General features: G+C 67.8%; 21 protein-coding genes. 14 read left to right on the top strand and 7 right to left on the bottom strand.

The genetic code is table 11. The features are described 5' to 3' along the window. Positions 1-212 precede the first annotated feature (212 nt). Positions 213-920, top strand: coding sequence for a hypothetical protein (locus ABZ909_RS04875; protein WP_356996264.1), 708 nt, complete (start codon positions 213-215; stop codon positions 918-920). Between the two features lie 175 nt (positions 921-1,095). On the opposite strand, the gene ABZ909_RS04870 is transcribed toward ABZ909_RS04875, so the two are convergent. Continuing rightward, the gene (locus ABZ909_RS04870; protein WP_356996263.1) at positions 1,096-2,103 is read right to left on the bottom strand and encodes an alpha/beta hydrolase; all 1,008 of its coding nucleotides are present in this window, start codon (positions 2,101-2,103) and stop codon (positions 1,096-1,098) included. A gap of 247 nt (positions 2,104-2,350) precedes the next feature. Between ABZ909_RS04870 and rfbA the strand changes: the two genes are divergently transcribed. Further along, positions 2,351-3,226: a glucose-1-phosphate thymidylyltransferase RfbA gene (gene rfbA, locus ABZ909_RS04865; protein WP_356996262.1), complete on the top strand. Its 876-nt coding sequence runs from the start codon at positions 2,351-2,353 to the stop codon at positions 3,224-3,226. A gap of 6 nt (positions 3,227-3,232) precedes the next feature. Beyond that, a complete protein-coding gene (gene rfbC / locus ABZ909_RS04860; protein WP_356996261.1) occupies positions 3,233-3,799 on the top strand; it encodes a dTDP-4-dehydrorhamnose 3,5-epimerase in 567 nt (188 codons plus the stop codon). Positions 3,800-3,908: 109 nt separating this feature from the next. Here rfbC and ABZ909_RS04855 read toward each other — a convergent pair whose 3' ends face one another. Beyond that, positions 3,909-5,375: an MFS transporter gene (locus ABZ909_RS04855; RefSeq protein ID WP_356996260.1), complete on the bottom strand. Its 1,467-nt coding sequence runs from the start codon at positions 5,373-5,375 to the stop codon at positions 3,909-3,911. Between the two features lie 86 nt (positions 5,376-5,461). Here ABZ909_RS04855 and ABZ909_RS04850 point away from each other — a divergent pair, with 86 nt between their 5' ends. Next, entirely contained in the window at positions 5,462-5,887 is a 426-nt protein-coding gene (locus ABZ909_RS04850) for a MarR family transcriptional regulator (protein ID WP_356996259.1), read from the top strand. Here the strand turns inward: ABZ909_RS04850 and ABZ909_RS04845 are convergent, their stop codons facing one another. Together ABZ909_RS04845 and ABZ909_RS04840 are read right to left on the bottom strand one after the other, a co-directional pair. Then, positions 5,888-6,760 (bottom strand): helix-turn-helix transcriptional regulator, encoded by an 873-nt coding sequence (locus ABZ909_RS04845; RefSeq protein ID WP_356996258.1) that lies wholly within the window; start codon positions 6,758-6,760, stop codon positions 5,888-5,890. A gap of 127 nt (positions 6,761-6,887) precedes the next feature. After that, complete coding sequence (locus ABZ909_RS04840) at positions 6,888-7,475, bottom strand: DUF4282 domain-containing protein (RefSeq protein WP_356996257.1); 588 nt, start codon at positions 7,473-7,475, stop codon at positions 6,888-6,890. Between the two features lie 350 nt (positions 7,476-7,825). Here ABZ909_RS04840 and ABZ909_RS04835 point away from each other — a divergent pair, with 350 nt between their 5' ends. The 3 genes from ABZ909_RS04835 to ABZ909_RS04825 all read left to right on the top strand — a co-directional run bounded on the left by ABZ909_RS04835 (position 7,826) and on the right by ABZ909_RS04825 (position 11,767). Continuing rightward, on the top strand, positions 7,826-8,290 hold the full coding sequence (locus ABZ909_RS04835; protein ID WP_356996256.1) for a hypothetical protein: 465 nt from the start codon (positions 7,826-7,828) through the stop codon (positions 8,288-8,290). A gap of 205 nt (positions 8,291-8,495) precedes the next feature. Beyond that, on the top strand, positions 8,496-10,709 hold the full coding sequence (locus ABZ909_RS04830; RefSeq protein ID WP_356996255.1) for a molybdopterin-dependent oxidoreductase: 2,214 nt from the start codon (positions 8,496-8,498) through the stop codon (positions 10,707-10,709). A 440-nt stretch (positions 10,710-11,149) separates the two neighbouring features. Next, on the top strand, positions 11,150-11,767 hold the full coding sequence (locus ABZ909_RS04825; RefSeq protein ID WP_356996254.1) for a pyridoxamine 5'-phosphate oxidase family protein: 618 nt from the start codon (positions 11,150-11,152) through the stop codon (positions 11,765-11,767). On the opposite strand, the gene ABZ909_RS04820 is transcribed toward ABZ909_RS04825, so the two are convergent. Further along, entirely contained in the window at positions 11,764-12,219 is a 456-nt protein-coding gene (locus tag ABZ909_RS04820) for a GtrA family protein (RefSeq protein WP_356996253.1), read from the bottom strand. The genes ABZ909_RS04825 and ABZ909_RS04820 overlap by 4 nt on opposite strands. A gap of 65 nt (positions 12,220-12,284) precedes the next feature. Between ABZ909_RS04820 and ABZ909_RS04815 the strand changes: the two genes are divergently transcribed. The 6 genes from ABZ909_RS04815 (at position 12,285) to ABZ909_RS04790 (ending at position 19,639) form a co-directional block, all read left to right on the top strand. Then, the gene (locus ABZ909_RS04815) at positions 12,285-13,790 is read left to right on the top strand and encodes an FAD-binding oxidoreductase (protein WP_356996252.1); all 1,506 of its coding nucleotides are present in this window, start codon (positions 12,285-12,287) and stop codon (positions 13,788-13,790) included. Beyond that, positions 13,787-14,548: a decaprenylphospho-beta-D-erythro-pentofuranosid-2-ulose 2-reductase gene (locus ABZ909_RS04810; protein WP_356996251.1), complete on the top strand. Its 762-nt coding sequence runs from the start codon at positions 13,787-13,789 to the stop codon at positions 14,546-14,548. Before ABZ909_RS04815 ends, ABZ909_RS04810 begins: the two co-directional genes overlap by 4 nt. Positions 14,549-14,911: 363 nt before the next feature. Next, the gene (locus tag ABZ909_RS04805) at positions 14,912-15,112 is read left to right on the top strand and encodes a hypothetical protein (RefSeq protein WP_356996250.1); all 201 of its coding nucleotides are present in this window, start codon (positions 14,912-14,914) and stop codon (positions 15,110-15,112) included. Next, positions 15,109-15,435: a hypothetical protein gene (locus tag ABZ909_RS04800; RefSeq protein ID WP_356996249.1), complete on the top strand. Its 327-nt coding sequence runs from the start codon at positions 15,109-15,111 to the stop codon at positions 15,433-15,435. The genes ABZ909_RS04805 and ABZ909_RS04800 overlap by 4 nt, the downstream gene beginning before the upstream one ends. Positions 15,436-15,577: 142 nt before the next feature. Next, positions 15,578-17,488 (top strand): galactan 5-O-arabinofuranosyltransferase, encoded by a 1,911-nt coding sequence (locus ABZ909_RS04795; RefSeq protein ID WP_356996329.1) that lies wholly within the window; start codon positions 15,578-15,580, stop codon positions 17,486-17,488. Between the two features lie 303 nt (positions 17,489-17,791). After that, on the top strand, positions 17,792-19,639 hold the full coding sequence (locus ABZ909_RS04790) for a DUF6541 family protein (RefSeq protein ID WP_356996328.1): 1,848 nt from the start codon (positions 17,792-17,794) through the stop codon (positions 19,637-19,639). On the opposite strand, the gene ABZ909_RS04785 is transcribed toward ABZ909_RS04790, so the two are convergent. Continuing rightward, positions 19,640-21,310 (bottom strand): serine/threonine-protein kinase, encoded by a 1,671-nt coding sequence (locus ABZ909_RS04785; protein WP_356996248.1) that lies wholly within the window; start codon positions 21,308-21,310, stop codon positions 19,640-19,642. A gap of 14 nt (positions 21,311-21,324) precedes the next feature. Beyond that, a complete protein-coding gene (locus ABZ909_RS04780) occupies positions 21,325-23,202 on the bottom strand; it encodes a serine/threonine-protein kinase (protein ID WP_356996247.1) in 1,878 nt (625 codons plus the stop codon). A gap of 158 nt (positions 23,203-23,360) precedes the next feature. On the opposite strand from ABZ909_RS04780, the gene ABZ909_RS04775 reads away from it, so the two are divergent. After that, a complete protein-coding gene (locus tag ABZ909_RS04775) occupies positions 23,361-26,612 on the top strand; it encodes an arabinosyltransferase domain-containing protein (protein ID WP_356996246.1) in 3,252 nt (1,083 codons plus the stop codon). The last annotated feature ends 192 nt before the right edge of the window (positions 26,613-26,804 follow it).

Genomic DNA, 26,804 nt, shown 5'->3' with positions numbered 1-26,804 from the left:
CATCACATGGACTGCTCCGGGTAACGGACAGGGGGATCGCATATCTGCGTCAAAACCTTTCCCTTGCAGCGCGTTTCCACTACCTTGCAGACCGCACGATCGACTTGGTGAACAAAATTTGAACGGACGGACACGATGGGTTCACCGCTCGTTAGCTGTTCTCCATTTCGATTCGACATGTCCCCCCGAGCTCTTCGATGAGGTTTCTACAAATGCTGATGAGGAAATTCGCCGCCACCGCGGCACTGGCCGTCGCCGCCCTGGGCATCACCGCCGGGACCGTGAACGCCGCTCCGGCCGCCGACGACAACGGCGCCATCAACTACGCCATCACCAGTAACGGCGACAGCAGCATCCTGCACACTGACGCTGGTTCGCTGGTCGTCGATAACGGCAACCTGGAGCTCAAGGCCTCCAACGGCACCGTCGTGGCTGGTATGCCGCTGAACTTCCGCGTTGACGACTTCGAGTTCCCGATCGCCGCGCAGATCAGCGACCCCCACACCGTGACCGTGACCCCGCAGCTCGACATGGACCACGCGGTCTACAAGCCGGTTGCACTCCCCTACGAGGACCAGGCTCCGTGGAAGTCGGATTACGACCGTGAGCAGGCCGCCTGGAACCGTATGAAGGACACCATCGCCACCGGTGCCACCATTGGCACCCTGGTCGGTGGTATCAGTGGCGCGGCGCTCGGCTGCGTCATCGGCGGTGTCGTCTTCGCCGCTGCGACTGCCCCCCTGGCCACCATGTTCGGTGTCGGCCCGGTGGCCGGCTGCCTGATCGGCGCCAGCACCGTGGGCTTCCTGGGTACCCTGGCCGGCCAGGTGTTCGTGACCGCCCCGGTCGCCATCGCCGCCGCGATCCAGTACTTCTCCACCATCAACGAGCCGCACATCCAGCCGGCTCCGGCGAAGTAAGGCGACACGCCCACTGCATAACGGAACCCCCGCCCGGATCATCCGGGCGGGGGTTCCGCCGTCTTCCGGGAACGGCTGCCGCGAAACAGATGTGGGGCCCGAGATCGGCGCCCCGAGCCCCACATCATCAATCAGGCTGCACCCCACCCGAATCGATCGGGCCGCACCCGCCCGATCACGCCGTGCGGGCGACCTGCCCGGCCTCGATGCGGTCGCGGACGAAGCGGGCCACGTGGGCCAGGGCGGCTCGGCTCTCCGGCATGGCGGGGAAGATGGCCATGAAGGCGTGTACCTGGCCGCGCCAGATCTCGAGCGTGGCGGGCACGCCGGACTGGGCCAGGCGCTGGGCCATGATCTCGCTGTCGCGGCGCAGTACCTCGTCCTCGGCGACGATGAGCAGCGCGGGCGGCAGGCCCGCCAGCACATCGTTGACCGGTGACAGCCGCGGATCCAGGCGGCCGTTCACCTCGGCGCCCAGCTTGATCACCGACTCCAGTGCGGACAGCGGAATCAGCGCGTCGCGGCGGTAGTTGGGGTGGGCGCGCTTCTCGGTGCAGTCCAGATCCAGCGCGGGGCACATCCCGACCAGTCCGGCGGGGACGGGCAGTCCGGCGTCGCGGGCCCGCAGGGCGGTCGCGAAGGTCATGTAGCCGCCCGCGGAGTCGCCGGCGAACACCACCTTCGAGGCCGGGACGCCGTGCGCCAGCAACCATTTGTAGGCCGTCAGGCAGTCGGCGACGGATCCGGCGATATCGGTCTCGGGCAGCTGCCGGTACTCCACGCTCACCACCGGCAGCCCGGTTCGCCGGGCGATAGCGGCGACCACGGGGCGGTGGGTGTCGAGCCCGCACAGAAAGAAACCGCCGCCGTGCATGTACAGGACCGCGCCGTCGCGCAGCGCCTTGCGGGCCCCGGCGGGCCGCACGATCTCCATGCGGAAGCCATTGAGCCGTACCTGTTCCCGCTCCACTCCCCGCGGAGTCGGGCGCAGCTTGGCCAGGCTGTTGATGACGGTGCTGGCCACCGGCATGGATGCCACAGTGACCGGCACCAGCTCGCCAGCCGGACGGATCATGGTGCGAGCCACCACTGTCAGGGCGCGGGCGGCGGCACTGGTCCGGTTCGGGTTCTGGACGGGGACGTCCTCGTGGGCCGTTTCGCTGACAGGCCGTTCGTGAGCCATCGCGCACCTACCTCGTTGTTGGCGCGCCGAGCCGTTCGTCCGGAGCGACCGATACGTTGGCTCGGCACCCGGCGCGCGAGAGTCGGCGCTGACATCTCACATAGCGTCGTTTCAGAACACCATGAGAACGTGACCTACGCAACAGTTATCGCCGTATTGGCGTCACCGTAAACGCGCGTGATCGATTCGAAGTCCAGTCGGAACCTGACCGCCGCGCTTTGCCGTCGAACTGGCAGACTGTCGAGACATGCGCGGAATCATCCTGGCCGGGGGCACCGGATCGCGGTTGCACCCGATCACGCGCGGGGTGAGCAAACAGCTGGTCCCGGTGTACGACAAACCGATGGTGTACTACCCCCTGTCCACCCTCATGCTGGCGGGGATCCGGGACATCCTGGTGATCACCACTCCCGAGGACGCCGACGCCTTCACCCGCCTGCTCGGCGACGGCAGCCGGTTCGGCGTGTCCATCTCGTATGTGGTGCAGCCGGAACCGGACGGGCTGGCCCGCGCCTTCGTGCTGGGCGCCGATCACGTCGGCACCGAAAGCGCCGCGCTGGTGCTGGGCGACAACATCTTCCACGGCCCGGGCCTGGGCACCCAGCTGCAGACCTTCCACGACCTGGACGGCGGCGCGGTCTTCGCCTACCGGGTCTCCGACCCCACCGCCTACGGCGTGGTCGAATTCGCCGAGGGCCGGGCCATTTCCATCGAGGAGAAGCCCGAGGCGCCGCGCTCCAACTACGCGATTCCGGGGCTGTACTTCTACGACAACGACGTGCTCGCCATCGCGCGCGATCTGAAGCCGTCGGACCGCGGCGAATACGAGATCACCGATATCAACCGCACCTATCTGGAGCAGGGCCGGCTGCACGTGCAGGTGCTGGCCCGCGGCACCGCCTGGCTCGACACCGGTACCTTCGACTCCCTGCTGGACGCCGCCAATTACGTGCGCACCATCGAGGAGCGGCAGGGCCTCAAGATCGGCGTGCCGGAGGAGGTGGCCTGGCGGCTCGGCTTCATCAACGACGATGAGCTCACCCGGCTGGCCGAACCCCTGGTGCGCTCGGGCTATGGAAAGTACCTGCTGGGCCTGCTGGACCACGGGCGAAGCTGGGAGTAGGTAGGCATGCGGATTCGGGAACTGTCGGTGCCGGGCGCGTGGGAGTTCGCGCCCCGGCTGCACGGAGACGAGCGCGGCGTCTTCTACGAGTCGTTCAAGTCCTCGGAATTCGAGAAGGCGGTGGGACGGCCCTTCGACCTGCTGCAGGTCAATATCTCCACCTCCGCGGCGGGTGTGCTGCGCGGCATCCACTACACCGAGAATCCGCCCGGGCAGGCCAAATACGTGACCTGTGTGCGCGGGGCGTTCCTGGACGTGGTGGTGGACCTGCGCCGCGACTCCCCCACCTTCGGAAGCTGGGACGCGGTCGTCATCGACGATGTGGAGCGCAAGTCGGTGTTCCTGGCCGAGGGCCTGGGGCACGCGCTGCTGTCGCTGGAGGACGACTCCACCGTCAACTACCTGTGCTCACTGGAGTACTCGCCCGAATTCGACCGGGACCTGGACGCTTTCGACCCGGACCTGGCCATCGAGTGGCCGACCGTGGGCCGCAACGGCGAACCGCTCACCTTCGTCCGCTCGGACAAGGACGCGGCCGCCCCCCGCCTGGCGGATTTGAAACTGTTGCACTGATTTTCACCCGCGACGGGAAAAGCCGAGGCGCACCGTGATTTACGGTGCGCCTCGGCTGTTTCAGGTGACCGGCCGAGTCCGTGTGAGCGGCGGACCCGGCCGGTGGGTATCAACCAACCAGTTCGACCTCCAGGTCACGGGCCTCCTGGCGGCGGGCCCGCAGCCTCGGGAGGAAGACCGTGAGGGCGACCAGGGCGCCGACGATGGAGACACCGGCGGCGAATTCCAGGCCGGGACGGTAGGTGTCGAGCATGGCCGCGGGGGTCGGGTTGCTCGGCACGCCCGAGGTGACGATGGCGGTGGTCACCGCGAGCACGATGGCCGCGCCGACCTGCATGGCGGTCTGCAGCACACCGGCCGCCAGGCCCTGCTCGTCATCGTCGATGCCGCTGGTGGCCTGAATATTGATGGCCGGGAACCCGACCCAGCCGATGCCGACCAGCAGCACCGCGGGCAGCAGCACGGTCAGGTAGGACGGCGCGGTGTCGATGCGCAGGTACAGCAGGTAGCCCACGGCCATGATCACCATGGTGATCGCGATGATCGGGCCGGTGCCGAAGCGATCGACCAGCTTGTCGGAGACGAAGGCCGAAGCGACCACCAGCAGACCGACCGGCAGCAGCGCCATCGACAGCTTCAACGGCGACCAGCCGAGAGTGTCCTGCAGGTACAGCGTGGTGATGAACTGCCAGCTGAAGTACGAACCGGCGACCGCGATGATGGCCAGGCTGGCCCGGACCAGGGTGGGCTTGCGCAGGATGCCGAGGCGCAGCAGGGGGTAGCGCACCTTGCTCTCGGCGTAGACGAACGCCGCACCCAGCACGGCCACCGCGACGAACGATCCGATGGTGCGGGCCGAGCCCCAGCCCGCCTGCGGCGCGGAGACCACGGTGTAGACGAGCAGCAGCATGGTGGCGGTGGACAGCAGCGCGCCGATCAGGTCGTGTCCGCCCTCCTCGGCGGGCTTGTCCTTGGGGACGAGGAAATACGCGGAGACCAGCGCGGCGAGGGCCACCGGAACCGGGAGCAGGAAGGTCCAGCGCCAGCCGAGGCCGGTCATCAGGCCGCCGAACAGCAGGCCCATGGAGTAGCCGCCGGCGCCGAAGACGGTGTAGATGGACAGCGCCTTGTTACGTGCGGGGCCCTCTTGGAAGTTCGTGGTGATGATGGACAGACCGGTCGGCGCGGTGAACGCGGCGGCCAGGCCCTTCACGAAGCGGGTCAGGATGAGCAGCGCCGGCGAGCTGACCAGAGCGCCCGCGAGCGAGGCCAATGCGAAGACGGCCAGGGCGATCAGGAAGACCTTGCGGCGGCCCAGCAGGTCGGCGGTGCGGCCGCCCAGCAGCAGCAGGCCGCCGTAGCCCAGCACGTACCCGCTGACCAGCCACTGCAGGGTGGAGGTCTGAATGTCGAGTTCGGTGCCGATCGACGGCAGCGCGACGCCGATCATCGACACGTCGAGGCCGTCCAGGAACAGCACGATGCACAGGGTGATGAGCATGCCCCAGAGCCGGGCGGTCCACTGCGTGGTGTCGGCCGCGGCGCTCACTGCGGGGCGGATCTCGGTGGAAGTCACGAGAAGGGACAGTACATGCACATGCATCAAATGCACAAACATTTAATGCAGTTGCATGGGTTCGGCGAGCAGACTAAGATGGCCGCATGCCGAAGCCGACAGCGCCCGTCGACCGGCCTGTGTCGACGTCGTTCGAGACGTCCGGGCTGGTGGGCGAGTGGCGCGATCTGCTGGCCCGGCACGCGACGACCTCGTGCGCTCTGGAAAAGGAACTGCAAGGCCGCCACCACATCGGGCTCAGCGAATTCGAAACCCTGGACCGCCTCGTCGAAGCGGGCAGCGACAGCTGCAAGATGAGCGATCTCGCCAATGACATCTATCTGAGCCAGAGCGCGCTCTCGCGCACGGTGGCCAGGCTCGAGCGTGATGGGCTCGTGGATCGCACGCTGTGCACCGAGGATCGCCGGGCGATCTTCGTATGCCTCACCGACAAGGGGCGCGAACTGCACAAGCAGGCCGCGCCCACACACCGGGAAATACTCGAGGAGACCCTCCGGTCTCCGCAGGCCTGATCAGACCGCGGCGCGGAGCGTGTCGATCACCGGAAGCGCGTCCACGGCAAGGGAACTCACGCCGCCGAACGCCTCACGGTAGCGCTCGACCTCGTGCTCCTTGTCCAGATACGAGGAGCCGATGAGGGCTTCCACGTACACCACCGGCGGTTCGGTGGGTTCGCCTGCGGCGGTGGGGAATTCGAGCAGCACGAAGCGGCCCGCGTCCATGCCGTGGTGGTAGCCGCACTCGGCCGGCAGCAGCCGCAGCCGGACATTGGGCAGTTCGGCGAGTTTGCGCAGCCGGTCCAGCTGGCCGCGGGTCACGTCGTCGCCGCCGATGCGATGCCAGAGCACGGCCTCCGCGATCACCACATCCAGTTGCAGCGGCGATTCCGCGCGAGTGAGCAGCGACTGGCGCGCGGTGCGCACCCGGACCCGGCGGTCCAGCTGCTCGGCGGAGATACCCGGGTAGGCCCCGGCCAGCACCGCCCGGTAGTACTGCTCGGTCTGCAAAAGCCCTGGCACCAGCTCGTTCTCATAGCTGGTGAGCCGGCTCGCCGCCTCCTCGAGGCCGATGTAGACCTCGTAACCCTCGTCGATCACGTCACCGAACTCGGTCCACCAGCCGCGGGCCTTGGTTTCCCGGGCCAGCGTGGTGAGCGGTTCGATGGCGTCCTCCGGAGCGCCGTAGATGCGGCACATGGCCTCGACATCCAGACTGCGCAAAGACGTCTGACCGGTTTCGATTCGCCAGATCTTGGCCTCGGACCATTCCAATCGCTGCGCGGCCACCCGGGTCGTCATGCGCGCGCGATTGCGCAGGTCGCGCAGGTGTCGGCCGAGCTGGCGGCGCGGCACGGTCGATCCGGTAATCCCCTGCGGTAGAGCCATTCGTCCCCCTAAACCAGTGTTGCGATCGCATTGTTGCACAGGAAAACTCAGCGATCCATGGACGCGGGACGCGGCCCGGGGCAGATTTCGCACCGCCCGGTGGCCGGGATAGCGGCCGCTGTCCAGCCTACTTCCGGGACGAGCGCCGGCGGAAGCGCCAGAACTGGACTGCCTGAACATCTTTGGACAGCTGATTGACCGGTTCGGCCACATCCGAGAGGGCCTGGAACAGATCGTCGGCCATATCGGAGATATGCGCGACCCGCGCCGCCAGCCGGGAGGCATTGAGCACGAACTCCAGCAGCAGGCGCACCACCGCGGCGATCACCAGGCCCAGCGGGACCGCGAACACCACGGCGAACACGATGCCCAGCCAAGCCGAAATTCGCCACAGCCCTATGGTTCCCACGATCGGGATGGCGACGGCGCTCGCCAGGCCCAGCAGATATGCCAGGGGCAGCAGCGTGCGGGTGGCAGCGCGCTGGAACTGCAGGTCCAGCAGGGCGCGGGCGGCGTCCACGCTCCAGGAGCCGAAAGCGCCTGGGCTGGCGAAGGGTTCGACCGGCTCCTCGGCCTCCTCGTCCGCGGCCAGCCGCCGGGACATGCGGCGGGTGGCGGACTCCTTGAAGGCGGCCCAGCGCCCTTCGGTGATGATCTCGTCGAACTCGTCGAATTCCTCGAGTTCGGCTGTGTTCCCGCCCGATTGATCGGTCATGCCGACGATCTCCTCTCCCGCAGACCTTTTCGGCCGACTCAGTGTCTCCGGTAACACCGGGATGCCGCAGGACGAGACAGTGTGGTGTAGAACACGTCACGCTCACGGGCGGGCGCTGGGCTCCGGATCCGACGACAGCCTCCTTGACGGTGTTGTCGCAGGCAGGGCCACTACACCGACGTCGTGTCGCAGCTGGGACATGGTCACCATTGGGTCGAATCGGACCTGATGCATGACATTCCGGGACACAAACGGACCCAAGGTCAAAAAGAGTGTGTAACACCCCGAACCCCCCGTTCCGATACGACGCACAGAGCAGGAACGAGATCTACCGGGGAATGGAGAATCCAGTGCGTACGACGTTTTCGTCAGCCGTTGCGGAATCTGCGCAGGACTACATCCGGCGCGGCTGGACGGTCGCCGAAACCGCCAATGGCGTGTGCCTGGTCACCGACGAGAACATCGCGGGCATCGAGGTCACCGGCGACACCGCCGCCTTCGTGCGCCGCTACCTGCGGGCCAATGACCTGACCGGCCCGGTCATCGAGATCCCGGGCGCCGAGCGCCGCGAGATCCATCTCGTCACCGGCCTGCGCAAGGCCGAACGGGCCATCGAGGCACTGCGCGAGTCCGGTGTGGTCGTCTACGCCGACGGCGCGGGCATCCCGCTGCCGCCGAGCAAGCTGTCCGCCGGTGCGGCCTGCTGGGGCGTCGCCCCGCACGAGGCCCGCTGGATCCCGCCGGTGGTCGCCATTGCCGCCGGCGTCCGCGCCGCCGCCAAAGGAGCGCCGCAGGCGGCCCGTATCGCCTCCTGACGCCACCAGCTCCCACAACGACACGAAACCCGCGAGTGCGCCCCGGCGCTCGCGGGTTTCGCCGTATCCGGGTCCGAACGTTGCAAATTAAGAGATAGCGAACATAATCCGAGGCTCCGGCATTGGCGGCCGCCGGGAGTCCGTGTCCGATATTCCCGGCGGCCAGAGGTGTTCCGCCCGGTACGTTTCCGGGTGATCATGGGGTATGACCCACGTCACGGACAGCCCCCGGACATTGCTACGCACCTGCCCGCTCTGCGAAGCGGTGTGCGGCCTCGAGCTCACCCTGGACAGCACCGATCACATCGTGTCGGTGCGCGGTGACCACGCCGATCCCTTCAGCCGGGGCTTCATCTGCCCCAAGGGCGCCACCCTCGGACATCTCGACGCCGATCCGGATCGGCTGACCGCGCCCATGATTCGCGACCGCGCCACCGACACCTGGCGGGAGGCGAGCTGGGACGAGGCCTTCGGGGTGATCCGAGAGCGGCTGCCGCAGGTGACGGCCGCGCACGGCAATCAGGCGGTGGGACTCTACCTGGGCAATCCGAATGCCCACACCGTGGCCGGGGCGCTGTACGTACCGCTGCTGATCCGGGCGCTGGGCACCCGGAATCTGTTCTCGGCCAGCACCGCCGACCAGATGCCCAAGCAGGTGTCGAGCGGACTCATGTTCGGTGATCCGCTGACCGTGGCGGTGCCCGACCTGGACCGCACCGACTATCTGCTGATGCTGGGCGCGAATCCGCTGGAGTCCAATGGATCGCTGTGCACCGCACCGGATTTCCCGGGCCGGCTGAAGGCGCTGCGGCAGCGCGGCGGGCGGCTGGTGGTGGTGGATCCGCGGCGTACGCGCACCGCCAAGCTGGCCGACGAGCACGTGTTCGTGCGGCCGGGCAGCGACGCCTACCTGCTGTTCGGGATCGTCCACACGTTGTTCGCGGAGGGCCTGACCGACGTCCGGGTCGAGGTGAACGGGCTGGACGAGGTGCGGGCAGCGGCAGCCGAATTCACGCCGGAGCTGGTGTCCGGGCGCACCGGGGTGCCCGCCGAGACCATCGTGCGGATCGCGCGCGAGCTGGCCGCCGCGCCGACGGCCGCCGTCTACGCGCGGATCGGCACCTGCACGGCCGAATTCGGCACGCTCACACAATGGCTGGTGGATGTCGTCAATGTGCTCACCGGCAATTTCGACTCGCCCGGCGGGGCCATGTTCGCGACGGGGGCGGCGCTGGGCATCGTGCGGTCGCGGCCGTTCCGCCTCGCGCGATGGACCAGCCGGGTGCGCGAATTGCCCGAGGCCATGGGCGAACTGCCGGTGGCCACGCTCGCGGACGAGATCCGCACGCCCGGCGACGGGCAGATCCGGGCCATGGTGACGGTGGCGGGCAATCCGGTGCTGTCCGCACCCAGCGGCACGCGCCTCGACACCGCCTTCGCCGGGCTGGAATTCATGGTGAGCGTGGACCGCTACCTCAACGAGACCACCCGCCACGCGGACGTCATCCTGCCGCCGCCGCGCATCCTGCAGTCGCCGCACTACGACTTCGCGCTGCTCAATTTCGCGGTCCACAATTACGCCCGCTACTCGCGGCCGCTGGTGCCGCTCGGCGAGAACGAGCTGTCCGAGGCCGAGGTGCTGGCCCGACTGGCCCTGGCCGTGTCGGGCCAGGAAGCCCAGCCCGGGCTGGATCCGCTCGGCGCGGTCGACGAGATCGTCATCGCCGGGACCCTGCACAAGGCCGGCCTGGCCGACCGCCGCGGCGAACTGCTCGGCGCCGACACCACCGAACAGCGGCTGGACCTGATGCTGCGGCTGGGCCCCCTCGGCGAATGGGCCACCGCGCCGGACGGCGAGAACGAATGGCGCGGCAAGCTGAATCTGCAAGTGCTGCTGGATAATCCGCACGGCATCGACCTGGGACCGCTGGAGCCCCGGCTGCCCGGTGTACTGCGGACGGCCTCCCGCCGGGTCGAGCTGGCGCCCGCCGAACTGCTGGCCGACCTGGAGCGGCTACGGGCCCGGCTGGGTGTCGAGCGGCCGGAGATGGTGCTGGTGGGGCGGCGGCAGCTGCGATCCAACAACAGCTGGCTGCACAATGTGCCGCCGTTGGTGGGCGGGTCGAATCGGTGCACGCTGCACATTCATCCGGAGGACGCGACGCGGCTGGGGTTGAACGGGCAGGCCGTGGTGAAGTCGGCGGCGGGCACGCTGACCGTGGACATCGAGCCGACCGAGGACATCATGCCCGGCGTGGTCAGCCTGCCGCACGGCTGGGGACACGAGGACAGCACGCAGACCGTCGCGCGCGAGCATGCCGGAGTGAATGCCAATGCGCTGACCGATGATTCGCTGGTGGACGCCCCGTCCGGGAATGCCGTGTTCAATGGCGTGCCGGTGACGCTCGCCCGGGCGTGAGGCGGAGCCGGACCACACGGTGCGTTGCGGCCGGAATCGGTGTGCCTTGAAAGACCTTTCGGTATTTGTGTCTCGAGTACCGAAGATCGGCGCCACCTAGGGGGATGACGGCCGCACCACATCCCCGAAGCTCTGCGGAACAGGCAAATCAGAAGTACGAAATCCTCACGCCCCCTGGGGATCTCGCACACCTACCACCCGGAACGACGAGCAGCATCCCCGCAGCAAAGGGCCGAAGGTCCCTTGTGGGTCCTGTCATCCGGGAGGATCCTCCCCCGGGAAGGTTTGTCCGGCAGCAGTCGAGGAAACCCCACCGGGGCAGATACGCCGGTTCACGCATTCGCCACACGAAAATAGTTAAACCGTATAGGATTTCGGACGGCCGAAGTTCGTGGCCGAGCCTCTTCCATCCGGTATTCAGCTACCAAAGGGGGCGCACGATGCCCGGTACCAGAAACGGCAGTGACGGCGAACGGGAACTGCAGGAGCGATACGGTACCGAGGAGCGGGCGCAACGCTTCTACGCCGATCAGGTGCGAGATCGGCTCAATACCCACATGATCGATTTCATTCGGCGCATGGACATGGCCTTCATCGCCACCGCCGACAAGCACGGTGAATGCGATTCCAGCTTCCGCGCCGGCAAACCGAGCTTCCTGCACGTGATCGACGATCACACCGTCGCCTATCCCGAATATCGCGGCAACGGCGTCATGGCCAGCCTCGGCAATATTCTCGAGAACCCCCATGTCGGCATTCTCATGATCGATTTCGTGCACGACCTGATCGGCCTGCACCTCAATGGCACCGCCCGCATCGTGGACGACGCGCTCATGCGCCGCTGCGTGCCCGACCTGCCGGCCGAGACCCGGGGCCGAATTCCGGAGCGCTGGGTGGTGGTGGATGTGGAGGAGGCCTACATCCACTGCCGCAAGCACATTCCGCACCTGGTCCCGGCGCAGCGCGAGCAGCGCCAGTGGGGTACCGACAATGTGCGCGCCAAGGGCGGCGACTACTTCCGGGCGAAGGAAGAGACCAACGCCCTGGTCGAGTCCTAGCTGATCTTGAAGATCACCGCGCGCTGGACAATGAAGTTGATCACGGTGGCGGTGCCCTGCGCGACGCAGAAGGCGAGCCAGATCCGCCACCACGCATCGGGCAGCGCGTAATAGCAGAGCTGGTTGATGCCGACCTGCAGCGCGAAGGTCACCGCGTACAGCAGCACCACCGCGATGAAGCGCTTGCGGCTCGGCTCGGCCTGGAAGGTCCAGCGCCGGTTGATCAGATAGGCCGTGGTCGTGCCCGCGATGAAGCTGATCGACTTGGCCACCGGCAGCGGCAGCCCGACCAGCTTGAACAGCAGGGTGTACAGGCCGAAGTCGACGATGGCGGACAGGCCACCGGTGACCGCGAATCGGATGATCTGCGTCTTGAGATCGACGTCCGTACCACCCGGTTCATCGACGAGGGGCAGCTCGGGCGGCAGGGGCAGATGGGGTTCCGCGGTCACAACGCAGAAGAGTAATGCCCGGGACAAAGGACACAAGCCTCGAGACGGTTATGCCTGTAGCCTCTATGCCGATGTCCACGAAAGCTCAGACCACCAACGCGGCCGCCACCGAGCCCAGCTCGGCAGGCGCGGGCCCCGTCGTAGGCAAAGACACAGCGGGCACGGCGTCACCGGGTTCGTTCGACCTGCCGACGCAGACCCGGCGCCTGACCGGTTGGGGTCGCACCGCAGCCACCACCTCGGAAGTGCTCTCCACCGCTGACCCGGAGCTGATCGCCAAGGCGGTCACTATGGTCGCGGAGGACAACGACTCCAAGCCCGCGCACCTGCGTCGCGGTGTCATCGCCCGCGGCCTCGGCCGTTCGTACGGCGATCACGCGCAGAACGCGGGCGGCCTGGTCGTCGACATGACCGCACTCGACCGCATTCACCGCATCGACCGGGACTCCCGGCTGGTGGACGTGGACGCGGGCGTCAGCCTCGACCAGCTGATGAAGGCGGCGCTGCCGTTCGGCCTGTGGGTCCCGGTGCTGCCGGGCACCCGGCAGGTGACCGTGGGCGGCGCCATCGGCTCCGACATCCACGGCAAGAACCATCACAGCGCGGGCAGCTTCGGCAATCACGTGCGGTCCATCGATCTGCTCACCGCCGACGGCAAGGTGCAGACCATCGGGCCGAAGAAGAACGCCAAGCTGTTCTGGGCCACCGTCGGCGGTAATGGTCTGACCGGCATCATCCTGCGTGCCACCATCGAGATGACGCCCACCGAGACGGCGTATTTCATCTCCGACGGCATCAAGACCACCGGCCTGGAAGAGACCATCGCCGTCCACAAGGACGGGTCCGAGGAGAACTACACCTACTCCTCCACCTGGTTCGACGCCATCAGCGCGCCGCCGAAACTGGGCCGCGCCAATGTGTCTCGCGGCCGGCTGGCGACGCTCGATGAGCTGCCGAAGAAGCTGCGCAAGAATCCGTTGAAGTTCGATGCGCCGAATCTGCTGACGGTGCCGGATATCTTCCCGAGTTTCGCGGCCAACAAGCTCACGCTGGGGATGGTCGGCGAGGCGTATTACGCGCTCGGCGGCAATTACACCGGCAAGGTCATGAACTTGACGCAGTTCTACCACATGCTGGACGTGGTCTCGGAGTGGAATCGGGCCTACGGGTCCAAGGGATTCATCCAGTACCAGTTCGTGCTGCCGCCCGAGGCGCTCGACGAATTCACCAAGATCATCGTCGATATCCAGCGCTCCGGTCACCATTCGGCGCTCAATGTGCTGAAGTTCTTCGGCCCGGGTAACCCGGCGCCGCTGAGCTTCCCCATGGAGGGCTGGAACATCTGCGTCGACTTCCCGGTCCGCCCCGGTCTCAATGACTTCGTGCGCGAACTGGACCGGCGCGTCCTGGAATTCGGCGGTCGCCTCTACACTGCCAAGGATTCACGGACCGACGCGGAGACCTTCCACAAGATGTACCCGCGGATCGACGAGTGGATCAAGATCCGCCGAAGCGTGGATCCCACAGGCGTTTTCATGTCCGATATGGCGAGAAGGCTGGAGCTTCAGTGATCAATGCGGTAGGGAACCCGCAATCCATTCTGCTGCTGGGCGGCACCTCGGAGATCGGCTTGGCGATCTGCGCCGAGTACCTGAAGAAGGGTCCCGCGCGCATCGTCCTGGCCGCCCTGCCCGGCGACCCGCTGCGCGAGGACGCCGTGTCGCAGATGAAGGCCGCCGGCGCCTCCGAGGTGCAGATGATCGACTTCGACGCGCTCGACACCGACAGCCACCCGGCCGTGATCGACGCGGCGTGGGCGGACGGTGACGTCGACGTGGCCATCGTCGCGTTCGGCATCGACGGTGACGGCGAGATCTTCTGGCAGGACCAGCGCAAGGCCGTCATGATGGCCGAGATCAACTACACCGCGGCGGTTTCCGTCGGCGTGCTGCTCGGCGAGAAGATGAAGGCGCAGGGCTTCGGCCGCATCCTGGCCATGTCCTCGGTCGCCGGTGAGCGCGTGCGCCGGTTCAACTTCGTCTACGGCTCCACCAAGGCCGGCCTGGACGGCTTCTACCTGGGTCTCGGCGAGGCGGTCGCGAAGTTCGGTCCGCGCGTCACGGTCATCCGCCCCGGCATGGTGCGCACCCGGCTCTCCGCGCACGCCAAGGAGAACGGGCTCACCATCAACAAGGAGGACGTCGCCCTCCTCGCGGTCGCCGCCTCCGAGAAGGGCAAGGAAATCGTCTGGGCCCCCGGCACTTTCCGCTGGGTCATGATGATCCTGCGCCACGTGCCGCGCCCGATCTTCCGCCGCCTGCCCATCTAGGCGACACGTTCTCGCACCGATACGCATGCCGCGTCCGACGCCCGGGCGCGGCATGCGCCGTTCCGGCCCGAAGACCCCGGACATCCATGGACAGACGGACGTACGCTCCCACCATGCCTGAGCCGCAACCCGACGAGCGGCAAGTACGAGCCGCAGCCTTCGAGCAATACTTCCAAATCGCGCGCGAGTGGGACATCGAACGAGCAGAAGCCGATCACCGAGCCGAGAAAGATCCGTGCTGCCCTGATCGAGGCAAACGCTCCGGATGAGGGCGCAGATATCGGAGACTGGCGAACGGGCTGAATCTTTCGATGCGATACGAAGCCACCCTTGAGTACAGCCTTGCACTGTATCCTTGGCTGTATGACGAAGCTGACGATTTCCCTGCCGGACGAACTCGCTTCTGCGCTGCGCGAGTCCGCAGCGGGAAACGTGTCGGACTACATCGCCCGCGCCGTACGTCAGCGACTAATGGAAGATGACCTGCGCAAACTCGCCGAGTTCGAGCTCCGCAACCCGCAGCCGAGCCTCGCCGAAGAGTTTCCGCAGGGGTTCGAAGAGTGACCGGCCCGACGTCGATCACCCAGGGACAGATCTGGATCGCGGTCAGCCCACTGACCCGACAGGAAGCGACAGTCGTCATCCTCGACGCAGTGCCTGCGATGCTCGAGCGCCAGCGCGTACTCGCCGCACGTGTCCGCCCCGACCGGGAGGTCCCCGAAGCGATGAAACTGCTGGCGGTTCCAGTTCAGGAAACAGGTTTGACCGTCGCGGTTTACGACATCGCGGCGTTCGACAAAGCCTGGTTCACCGAATCGAAGGGCCGACTCAGCGCAGACGAGATGTCACGAGTGAAAGCCGCGCTCAACGCCCGATTCGACCTGTAGTCGACCGGGAACCCATCTTTCGCGATCCGCCGGTCGAGCCCGGTGGTCATGTTCGAGTGCACCGCACTGACTAGGCTGACGCGCGGTCCATGGACACGAATGCGGAGGCAGGGTGCGGATGAGCGAGCGGTCGAGCGGGCGGATGGGGGTGCTGGCGCGGCAGGCCGGTGGGGCTGTCGGGGAGGCGGTGCTCGCCGCGGTGGTGGCGGGTGCGGTGGCGGCGATCGGGCTCGAGGCGTTCGCGACCGTGCACTGGCCGGCGTTCAACTCCTCCAATGTGACTCGCGCGCTCACCACCGTGGGGCAGGTGGTCGCGCTGGCCGTGCTGGTGGTCGCAGTCGTCTTGCTGCGGCTGCACAAGTGGCTCCGGCTCGCGAAAGTGCTGTCCTGGGGCGGGCTTTCGGCCTTCGTGACCGTGACGCTGGGCATGCCGCTGGCCGCGACGAAGCTGTACCTGTTCGGGATGTCGGTGGACCAGGAGTTCCGGACGCAGTATCTGACGCGGCTGACCGACAGTGCGGCGCTGCACGATATGAACTACATCGACCTGCCGCCGTTCTACCCCGCGGGCTGGTTCTGGATCGGGGGCCGGTTCGCGAGTCTGACCGGAATGGCCGGGTGGGAGGCATTCAAGCCCTTCGCGATCATCGGCCTGGCAGTGGCGGCGGTTGTCGCTCTTGTGCTGTGGTCCAACCTGATCCGGGCGGACTGGGCGGTGGCGGTCGCCGCCACGACCACGGCGGTAACCCTTGCCTACGGCTCCCCCGAGGCGTACAGCGCGGTACTCACCCTGCTGCTCGGACCCTCGCTGGTGCTGGCCTGGGGTGCGCTGCACCGGCCGGCCGAGGTCGGCGGGGATGCGACGGAACCGACCGCGGGCGGGTGGGGCGCCATGCTGGGTACCGGCCTGTTCCTCGGGCTGGCCGCAACCTTTTACAGCCTGTACTTCGGTGTCGCGGTGTTCGCGGTGTGCCTCATGGCGGTGATCGCTGCGGGACTCGCGATCCGGGCCCGGCGCACTTGGCGGGCGATCGCGCCGATCCTGTTGCGGCTCATCGGAATCGGCGCGGTGGCGGGTCTGCTGGCGCTCACCGTGTGGACGCCCTTCCTGCTGAAGTTCCTGTCCGGCAAAGCATCCCTCGGCTCAGGCTCCGCCTTCCACTATCTGCCCGAGACGGGGTCGCGACTGCCGCTGCCGATGACCGAATTCGATCTGCTCGGCGTCTTCTGCCTGGCCGGGACCATCTGGTTGGCACTTCGGGCGGCCAGTTCGCGTCGCGCACAGGCGCTCGGCATCGGCGTCGTCGCCATCTATCTGTGGTGTCTGCTGTCCATGGCCGCCACGGCGGCCGGGACCACACTGCTGTCGTTCCGGCTCGAGGCCCCGCTCATGGCGTTGCTGTCGGCCGCCGGTGTGTTCGCCTTCGCCGAGGGCGCGCGGGCGATCTACCGGGCGCTGAACGAGCCCGGGCGGTTCCGGATCGCCGCGGCGGCGGTCGCGATGGCCGGCGCGATCGGGTTCAGCCAGGGCATTCCGACGGTGCTGGCGGCGGAGATCACCACCGCCTACACCGATACCGACGGCAATGGCTTCCGTGCCGACGCGCGGCCGCCGTCGGCGGTGTCGAACTACCGCGAGGTCGACGCGAAACTGCTGGAGCAGACCGGCCGGCCGCGCGACGCCAGCGTGGTGCTCACCGCGGACACCAGTTTCCTGGCCATCTACCCGTACTACGGATTCCAGGCTCTCACTTCGCATTACGCGAACCCGCTGGCCGACTTCGCGGCGCGCACCGCCGAAATCCAGCGCTGGAGCACGCTGAAGACGCCGCAGGAGCTGACCGACGCGCTGAACCATTGCCGCTGGCGCGCGCCGGATGCCTTCCTGTTCCGGCGGTCGGGCGACGACTACACGCTGCGGCTCTCGCAGGACGTGTACCCGAACGACCCGAATGTGAAGCGGTTCACAATGTCCTTTCCCAAGGCGCTGTTCGACGACGCGCACTACCGGATCACCGATATCGGACCGTTCACCCTGGTGGTGCGTGTCTGACCACCAGCGCGAGACGAGGATCACTTATCCCCAAAAATCCTCCGGTTTCTGTGGATAAACGCCAGCTTCTGTGGATAACTTCGCGACTTGCCAGTGCGATCTCGGTCGAACCCGGTAGCGTGGGCCGCTGATTGCAAGGCACCCGAACGTTTGCGTTGCAAGGCAGCGAGGAGTTTGCGCGTGACACAGGGGTGGGCATCCAGCCCGGGGGATGACAGCGGTTCGGCGGTAGCGGTGCTCGACCGCGCCGCCCCGGAAACGGCTCGCCCCAGGCTTTCTCGGCCACAGCGTGTCGCCCGCCGCATCCGGCTGGCCCGCGCCGATCTGATCATCGCCGCGGCCTATCTGTCGCTGGCGGTGCTGGTGCTGTCGGGTCAGTGGCTGCACACCGATCGCGGCTACCTGATCAAGAGCGGCCAGGACCAGACCATGTGGGAGTGGTTCTTCGCGGTCACCGCCCACAATGTCGCGCATCTGGAGAACCCGCTGGGCTCCATGCTGCAGAACTATCCCGACGGCGTGAACATGATGGCCAATACCGCCATGTTCGGTGTCGGCGTGCCGCTCACCCCGGTCACCCTGGTGTTCGGGCCGACCGTCACCTTCGTGCTGGTGCTCACCCTGGGCCTGTTCGGCACCGCGTTCGCCTGGTACTGGCTGTTCTCGCGGGAGCTGGTGGCGTCGAAATTCGCGGCGGCCGTGGGCGGTCTGTTCTGCGGCTTCGCCCCGGCCATGATCTCGCACGGCAACGCACACCCGAATTTCGTGGTGCTGGCGCTGCTTCCGCTGATCGTGCTGCAGCTGATCCGCATGACCCGGCGCCTGGATGGTTCGCGGCGCGTCTCGTTCTGGACTGACGGAGCGGGGGAGCGAAGCGGAGGAGCGGAGGAGGGAAGAACGAGACTTTCAGCGCCGCGAACCCGCCCGGAGCGAAGCGGAGGGCAAATTAAACACAGCTTTGTGCTGGGCCTGCTGGCGGCCCTGCAGATCGCGCTCGGCGAGGAGCCGCTGCTCATCTTCGCGCTGTCCTTCGGCGTTTTCGCGCTCGTCTACCACCTGCACACCCCACGCACCGGGTTGCGCGCGCTGCGCGCCATCACCCCGACGGTGCTGCTGGCCGCGCTGATCACGGTGGCGCTCACCGAGATTCCGCTGTGGTGGCAGTTCTTCGGCCCGCAGTCCTACCGATCCATCGAGCACGGGCCGATGAACAACGACCTCGAGGCGCTGTTCCAGTTCCCGTCCGAGTCGCTGGGCGGGATGTTCTCGCACGGGCAGAACGTGGCCATCAATCCCACCGAGGAGAATTCGTACTTCGGCTGGCCGCTGTGGATCGTGGTCGCGGTGGCCGCCGTGCTCATGTGGCGGGAGCGGGCGGTGCGCGCGGCCGCCGCGGTGATCGTGGCGTTCACCGTGCTGTCGCTGGGCGCGACCCTGATGATCGGCCGCCGCAACACCGGCATCACCCTGCCGTGGAAGCGGCTCGAGGATGTGCCGCTGTTGAATTCGGTGCTGGAGTCGCGTTTCACCATGGCGGCGATTCCGGCCATCGCCCTGATTCTGGCGCTGGCCACCCAGCGTGCCCTGGACTACTGGAAGGTCTCGGCGACCGACTGGCGGCCGCTGGGCCTGTTCGGCGCGCTGGCCTTCGCCCTGCTGCCGCTCACCCCGACCATCCTGCCCGTGGTGCAGCGCCCGCCCACCCCCGACTTCTTCGCGGACGGCACGGTGCGCCAATACGTTTCGCACGGTTCGGTGGTGGTCGCGCCGCCGCCGACCCCGCCGGATGCCCGCGCACTGCACTGGCAGGCCGAATCGGGCTTCGAGTTCCCGCTCGCGGGAGGCTATTTCGTCGGTCCGACCGGCACCTCCAAGAAGGGCCGCTACGGCCCGGACGACCGGCCCACCGCGAGCCTGCTGATGAAGGCGCAGCAGTCCAACACGATTCCGGTGGTGGACGACGCCACCCGGGCCCAAGCGCTGGCCGATCTGCGCTACTGGCGGGCCGACGCGGTGGTGCTGCCGCCCACCGACAACAGCGACACCCTGCGCCTGACCGTCGACCAGCTGATCGGCTTCCCGGCCAGATACGTCGACGGCGTATGGCTCTGGGACGTGCGCGATCTGGTGGGCGCGAGCGCTCCGGCGTAGTCAGCCGACCCGGGTGTAGGTCACGTATCCGCTGGTCGAGAGCGTGCGCGTGATCCTGCCATTGCTCAACAGCAGTTCGTGGGTGCTCTGCGGGTTACAGCCGGAGCCGCCGGAGACGAGGGTGCCGGCGCCGACCGTGATGTCGCCGGCGCCGGAAACGCCCAGCAGGCGATAGTCGAAGACGCAGATCGGCCGGTTGTCGCGCAGCACCGTGGAGGTCACCACATCGTCGTTCAGGTTGCCCTGCCGAATGACCAGGCGGTAGTCGTCGGCATTGGCGTCGCTGGTGCCCGCCCATTCACCGATGAAGTCGCCCGGCACCCGGCCCGCGAGAGTCGAGGGCGGCACGGCGGCGATCGGGGTCTGCCCGCCGGTGGACATCGCGGTCGCCACGGTCGGCACCGACGCGGACACCGGTGCGCCACTTGTTCTTCCGTGGCTCTCCAGATCCACCGTCACCAGGATGGCGCCGCCCGCGATCACGGTCGCGGCCAGCACCGCCAGCAGCCCGGTGAGCACGCCGCGGCCCATCCCGGACCCGGTCCGCGCCGGTTCCGGGACCCGATGCCGGTGCGGCGCAGCGTCTTCCAACGATCCGCTGGTCGCACCGTAGGCCACGCCGTACGCGGGTGCGCCGGGCTCGGTGTAGTAGCGCCCGGGACCGAGCACAGTCGGATCCGTACGGGGTGAGCGCAGCAGGGCCGGATCGGTGTGCGGGGAACGCAGCACCGTCGGGTCCGTGCGGGGCGAGCGTAGCGCGGCCGGATCGGTGACGAAGCCGATCGGCGGCGCGGTCAGCACGGTCGGAGGTGCGCTCAGCACGGTAGGTGCGGTCGCCGCTCGCCACGCCGCCCAGGCGGCGTCGGCGAAATCCGTACAGCTGGGGAACCTTTCGTCCGGATGCTTGGCCAGCGCGCGGTCGAAGACGGCGTCGAAGCCCGCCGACAGGTCGGGGCGCACCTGCGTGACGTGCAGGGGCGGTGTGCTGGTGTGCGCGTAGATCAGCCCCGCCAGATCGGTGGCCAGGTACGGCCGGGATCCGGTGAGGAGCACGAAAAGCGTGCAGGCCAGCGAGTATTGATCGGTCCGCGGATCCAGGAAGCGGCCCGACACCTGCTCCGGCGAGGCGAAGGCGAAGGTCGCGGAGATGTCCCCGGTCTTGGTGACATGGGTGGTCTCGTCGCGCAGCCGGGCAATGCCGAAGTCGGTCAGCAGAGCGCGTTCCGGGCGGCCGTCCTCGGCCGGGGAGAGCATGATGTTCGACGGCTTCACGTCCCGGTGCAGCACGCCCTTGCCGTGGGCGTAGTCCAGGGCGGAGGCGATGCCGCCGCCGACGCCCAGCGCCCGCTCGGGAGCCAGACCCGAAAGGCTGTCCGCATCAGGGCCTTCCACGAACTGCATGGCGATCCACAGGCGTCCGTCGTCGAGGCCGCGGTCGTAGACCGACACAATGTTCGGATGGTCGAATCGGGCGGTGATGTCGGCCTCCCGCTCGAAGCGCCGCCAGCCCTCGGCGTCGGCGGTCACCTCGTCCCGGTTGAAGACCTTGAGGGCGGCCAGGCGCGGTAGCCGGGGATGCCGCGCCGCATAGACGGTGCCCGAACCCCCGGCCCCGATCCAGCGTTCGATGACGTATCCGGCGATGTCCTCGCCCGGCTTCAGATCGGCCATGGTCGCGCACCTACCTACTTCAGGGGAGCCCTTTCGAGCCAGTCGGTCAGGAGGCTGTTCACCGTGTGCCCCGGCCAGCGCAGCACCATGACGAAGCGCGATCTCGGATCACCGTCGGGAAAGGAGACGGCGGCGAGCGCGCGGTGGGCCTCGGTGTCCTGGGTGGCGGCCGGGTCCACGCCGGCAGCCGTGGTGACGGTCAATGCGCCCGCCACGTCCTCGTGGGTGCGGGTGGTGACACGGGCGTTGTTGTCGAAGAAGACCGCGGCAACGGAACTGCCCGGCCGGGTGTCGAAGTCGAAGACGTCGAAGTGCACCTGGCCGGTGCCGTCGTCGCCATTGCACAGCACGCGATGCGCGCCCTGGGCCGCCTCGCCCGGACCCGGATCCCGGGGCCGGCAGGACCCGCCCTGCCAGCCCACCGCGGTGCCGGTCGAGGCGAGCTGCCCGACCAGGCTGGGGAAGGCGCGGGCGATGGCGGAGTCGTCGCGCCCCCAGGACGAGACCAGTGCGTCCGCACTGCTGTACGTGATCAGCCCGCTCACATCGGTTTTGCGGCTGATCCGCCCGTCGGGCAGCAGGGTGAGGGTGGTGGGACCGTTGGCGCGGCAGGCATTGGCCGGCTCCCGGACCACGATCTCGGAGGTGCCGATGATGAGGCGGTCGCCCTCGCGGGGCACCCGGTCCAGTGGCGCGGAGAATTCGCAGTGGAACGGAGAACCGTCGGGCAGCACGCCGTCGACGCGATTGGACAGCACCGGATCGCCGATCTTGGCCTGCTGCACGGTCAGCCGGTAGTTGGTCTGCCCCTCGGTGGCCAGCCAGGTGCCCACGAACGTGTCCGGCACCAGGCCCGGCCCGGACCGGACGGGTGGCGAATCGACTTGGTGCAGCGCGAAACCCACGCCGGCGGCCGTCACCGCGGCCACCGCCACCGGGACCAGGACGCGCCGGTGTAAGACGCGCTGCCACAGCGGTTTCCGGCCCCAGCCCCGGATGTGCCGGGGCACTGGATGCGGCCGCAGACCGGCTGCCGCGGTCACCGCCAGGGCCGGATCGGAGTAGTACGCCTGGGTGGCGGCATAGGCGAAATCCGCGCAGCTGTCGAAGCGGTCCTCGGGATCCTTGGCCATGGCCCGGTCGAAGACCTTGTCCATGGCAGCCGGCAGCTCGGGATTCACCGCGCTCGGGCGCAGCGGCTGCTCCCGGGTGTGGGCGTGCACCCAGCCCAGCGGATTGTCCGCGCGGAACGGCCGGCGGTCGGTGAGCAGCACGAAAAGCGTGCAGGCCAGCGAGTATTGGTCCGAGCGCGGGCCCACCGGCCGGCCACTCACCTGCTCCGGTGATGCGAAAGCGAAAGTGGCGGAGATATTTCCGGTATGGGTGTGTTTGGTGGTCTCGTCGCGCAGCCGGGCGATGCCGAAGTCGGTGAGCAGGGCGCGCTCGGGGCGGCCGCTGTCGGGATCGGCGATGAGGATGTTGGAGGGCTTCACATCCCGGTGCAGGACGCCCTTGCCGTGCGCGTAATCCAGGGCGGCCGCGATCTCGGTGCCGATGCGCAGGGCCCGGTCGGGCGAAACATGGTGCAGTTCAGCGGCATCCACGCCATCGATGTACTGCATGGAGATCCAGAACTGGTGCTCGGCGACACCGCGGTCGTAGACCTGCACGATATTGGGGTGGTCGAAGTGGGCCGCGATATCGGCCTCACGCTCGAAACGCCGCCAGACCTCGTCGTCGTCGACGACGTCGTCACGTTTCAAGATCTTGAGGGCCGTAAGCCGGGGTAACCGCGGATGCCGGGCCGCGTAGACGACGCCCGAACCCCCGGCCCCGATTCGCCGCGCGATCACATACCCGGCGATGATTTCGCCAGGTCGCAGCTCGGTCATGCTTCCTCTTCATCTTCCGGCCCGGCCCCACGCCCAGTTCGGATAACAACCATCCTGACGGACATCCGCCGATTCGGCTACAGGTCAGCCGCTTCGAGGCGGCCGGAACGCCGGGAGATGTGCAGCCGCCGCGGACGCGATGGTTAGAGTCGGTGCTCGTGCGCGCAGACTCCCGAGCGTTCCACCGCATCCGCATCCTCGCCCTGGTGTCCGGGTTACTCGGATTCCTGCTGGCGGTGATCACGCCGATCCTGCCGGTCAACCAGGACCGGCCGACACTGCATTGGCCGCAAGGGGATACGGCCGACGTCGCGGCGCCGCTGGTGTCGTACGTGCCGTTGCAGCTGGACGTGACACTGCCGTGCCAGGTGCTGCGGGAACTGCCGACCGGCACGCTGTTCTCGACGGTGCCCGCGGCCTCGGGGCAGGCCGAGTCGAAGGGCCTGGTCGTCAAGGTCACCGACGAGCCCGGCAAGGGACGCACGGTATCGGTACTGGTGCGGCTGATTCCGCTGCTCAGTGCGCCGGCGGCGGAGATCCAGGACTGCACGGCGATCACCGTGCACTCGGACGCCGCCGAGACCCGGGTCGAATTCGCCGGAGTGCACCGCCAGGACGGCACGCCCTTCGCCGGCCGCGTCGGCGGGGACACCCGGCCGCAGGTGGTGGGCCTGTTCACCGATCTGAAGCGGGATCAGCTCGGGAACGCTACCGCCACCGTGGATATCGACGCGCGCTTCACCTCCAGCCCGACCTGGCTCAAGCGCATCGCGACGCTCGGCGCCGTGCTCTTCACCCTGCTCGCCCTCTACGCACTGCACCTGCTGGACACCTCCGACGGCCGCAAGCCGCGCCGGTTCCTGCCCGCGCACTGGTGGCGGGTGCGGCTCGCCGACGTCGCGGTGCTGGGCACGCTGTTGGTGTGGCACCTCATCGGCGCCAACACCTCCGATGACGGCTACATCCTGAATATGGCTCGGGCCTCGAAGGTTTCGGGCTACATGGCCAACTACTACCGCTGGTTCGGGGTGGCCGAGGCGCCCTTCGGCTGGCCGTACGAGGTGCTGGCCTGGATGACCCGGATCAGCGATTCCAGCCCGTGGATGCGCCTGCCCGCACTGCTGGCGGGCATCGTGTGCTGGCTGGTCATCAGCCGGGAAGTGCTGCCGCGCCTGGGTTCACGAGTGCGACGCGACACCATCGCCATCTGGACCGCGGGACTGGTGTTCCTGGCCGCCTGGATGCCCTACGACAACGGCCTGCGCCCGGAGCCGCTCATCGCCGCGGGCGCGCTGCTGACCTGGTGCTCCATCGAAAGGGCCGTTGCCACCGGGCGTTTGCTGCCCGCCGCCGTGGGCGTGCTGATCGCGGCCTTCTCGCTGGCCGCCGGGCCGACCGGGCTCATCTGCATCGCGGCGCTCATCGCGGGCGCGCGACCGGTGCTCATGGTCGTCCTCGAGCGCGCCAAGGGCCCGGGGTCCTGGCTGCTGCGTTACGGCGCGCTGCTGGCGCCCGGCGTGGCCGCCGGAACCCTGGTGCTGGTGGTGGTTTTCGGCGATCAGACCCTCGCCTCGGTCATGGAGGCGACCCGGGTGCGCAAGCTCATCGGCCCCAATGTGGCCTGGTTCGACGAGCGCACGCGCTGGGACGCACTGCTCATGCTCTCCCCCGACGGCTCGCTGGCCCGCCGCTTCGGCATCCTGGCCATGCTGCTGTGCCTGGGTGTGTGCGTGATGGTGATGCTGCGCAAGAACGGCCGCATCCCGGGGACCTCGCGCGGGCCGTCGGCGCGGATCCTGGGCATCATCTTCATGTCGCTGTTCCTGATGATGTTCACGCCCACCAAGTGGACCCACCACTTCGGCGTGTACGCCGGACTGGCCGGATCGGTGGCGGCGCTGGCCGCGGTCGCGGTGGGGGTCAACGGGATTCGCTCGCCGCGCAACCGGACGCTGTTCACCGCCGCGGTGTTCTTCCTGCTGGCCATGACCTTCACCGGGTCCAACGGCTGGTGGTACGTGTCCAGCTACGGCGTGCCGTGGTTCGACAAGGCGCCGCTCATCGCCGGCAAGGGCTTCTCCACGCTGTTCCTGGGCCTGGCCGTACTGTGCCTGCTCATCGCCGCCTACCAGCACTTCCGCGAGCCGTACACGCAGCCGAAACCGGTGCGCGGCTTCGGCAAGTTCGCCAGCATGCCGCTCACCATCGCGGCGGCCGCGCTGGTGCTGTTCGAGGTGCTGTCGCTGGCCAAGGCGGCCGTCGGCCAGTACCCGGCCTACTCCATTGCCGAGTCGAATCTGCGTGCACTGCAGGGTGATTCGTGCGCACTGGCCAATGACGTACTGGTGGAGACCGATACCGCGGATTCATTGCTGCACCCCTGGACTGGATCCGACGCCGACGGCCTGTCCGCCGAGAACACCGGGTTCACCCCGAATGGCGTCGCCTCCGACCTCACCGCGGACGCGGAGGAAACCGTCACCGGCGGGGCCAACTCGGTGAACGAGAAGTCCGGCAACAAGACGTCCAAGACCACCGGCGCGGGCACCGGCGGCGGCAAGAGCGAAGAGACCGGCATCAACGGCAGCTCTGTCGCCCTGCCCTTCGGCCTGGACCCGGCCAGGACCCCGGTCGAGGGCAGTTACAGCGATGGCGAACAACAGGTTTCGAAGCTCACCACACAGTGGTACAACGCGGAGAAGCTGAACAGCGTACGCACTGATCCCGCCTACAAGGTGCTGGTCGTGACGGCCGCGGGGCGCATCCGGTCCTTCAACAAGGACGGCGTCGAGACCTACGGGCAGGACCTGTTCGTCGAGTACGGCACCCGCGATGCCCAGGGCACCGTCACGAATACCGGGCAGATCCGGCCGATCGATATCGGCCCGAGCCCGTCCTGGCGCAACCTGCGCGTGCCGCTGGATCAGATTCCCGCGGGCGCCAACGCGATTCGCCTGGTGCTCATTGACGCCGACATCACCCCGCGTCAGTGGCTGGCCGTCACCCCGCCCCGGCTGCCCCGGCTGCAGAACCTGAATTCCCTCGTCGGCGACAGTGCTCCGGTGCTGGAGGACTGGCACGTCGGCCTCGCCTTCCCGTGCCAGCGTCCCTTCGACCACCACGACGGCGTGGCCGAGGTGCCCGAATGGCGCATTCTGCCGGACCGCGTCGGCCAGGACGCCTCCAATGCCTGGCAGGACGACATCGGCGGCGGCCCACTGGGCTGGACGGGATTGCTGCTCAAGTCGGAGACCCGGCCGTCGTACCTGAATCACGACTGGGCGCGAGACTGGGGCTCGCTCGAGAAGTTCACCCCGTATGTCCCGGATGCGAACTTCAAGCCGACCCTGGACGTGACCGTCCAGTCCCGCTCCGGCCTGGCCAAGGATTCACCCATCAAGGTCAAGTGAAAGGCGACGACTGATTTCGCAAGGTCCGGGGTAACTCCTCGGGTACGCCCAGAATCGGTTCGGCACCCGACCGCCGGCACGGGTGCAGTTCCGGCAACGGCTCTTTGCCGCCCGCCGAATATTCGGGGAGGCGGAGGAGCCACGGCTCCCAAGCCGTGTGCCAAGTCTCGGGGAGGCGGGGAAGCTACCATC

The organism is Nocardia sp. NPDC046763 (assembly GCF_040645495.1).
Lineage (GTDB): Bacteria > Actinomycetota > Actinomycetes > Mycobacteriales > Mycobacteriaceae > Nocardia.
Note: the sequence above shows the minus strand (reverse complement) of the source record. Positions and strands in the feature narration are given on the sequence as shown.

Coding starts and splice junctions, on each gene's coding strand:
- ABZ909_RS04875 (WP_356996264.1), top strand. CDS start 213: ATGCTGATGAGGAAATTCGCCGCCACCGCGGCACTGGCCGTCGCCGCC.
- ABZ909_RS04870 (WP_356996263.1), bottom strand. CDS start 2,103: ATGGCTCACGAACGGCCTGTCAGCGAAACGGCCCACGAGGACGTCCCC.
- rfbA (WP_356996262.1), top strand. CDS start 2,351: ATGCGCGGAATCATCCTGGCCGGGGGCACCGGATCGCGGTTGCACCCG.
- rfbC (WP_356996261.1), top strand. CDS start 3,233: ATGCGGATTCGGGAACTGTCGGTGCCGGGCGCGTGGGAGTTCGCGCCC.
- ABZ909_RS04850 (WP_356996259.1), top strand. CDS start 5,462: ATGCCGAAGCCGACAGCGCCCGTCGACCGGCCTGTGTCGACGTCGTTC.
- ABZ909_RS04845 (WP_356996258.1), bottom strand. CDS start 6,760: ATGGCTCTACCGCAGGGGATTACCGGATCGACCGTGCCGCGCCGCCAG.
- ABZ909_RS04840 (WP_356996257.1), bottom strand. CDS start 7,475: ATGACCGATCAATCGGGCGGGAACACAGCCGAACTCGAGGAATTCGAC.
- ABZ909_RS04830 (WP_356996255.1), top strand. CDS start 8,496: ATGACCCACGTCACGGACAGCCCCCGGACATTGCTACGCACCTGCCCG.
- ABZ909_RS04825 (WP_356996254.1), top strand. CDS start 11,150: ATGCCCGGTACCAGAAACGGCAGTGACGGCGAACGGGAACTGCAGGAG.
- ABZ909_RS04815 (WP_356996252.1), top strand. CDS start 12,285: ATGCCGATGTCCACGAAAGCTCAGACCACCAACGCGGCCGCCACCGAG.
- ABZ909_RS04805 (WP_356996250.1), top strand. CDS start 14,912: ATGACGAAGCTGACGATTTCCCTGCCGGACGAACTCGCTTCTGCGCTG.
- ABZ909_RS04795 (WP_356996329.1), top strand. CDS start 15,578: ATGGGGGTGCTGGCGCGGCAGGCCGGTGGGGCTGTCGGGGAGGCGGTG.
- ABZ909_RS04785 (WP_356996248.1), bottom strand. CDS start 21,310: ATGGCCGATCTGAAGCCGGGCGAGGACATCGCCGGATACGTCATCGAA.
- ABZ909_RS04780 (WP_356996247.1), bottom strand. CDS start 23,202: ATGACCGAGCTGCGACCTGGCGAAATCATCGCCGGGTATGTGATCGCG.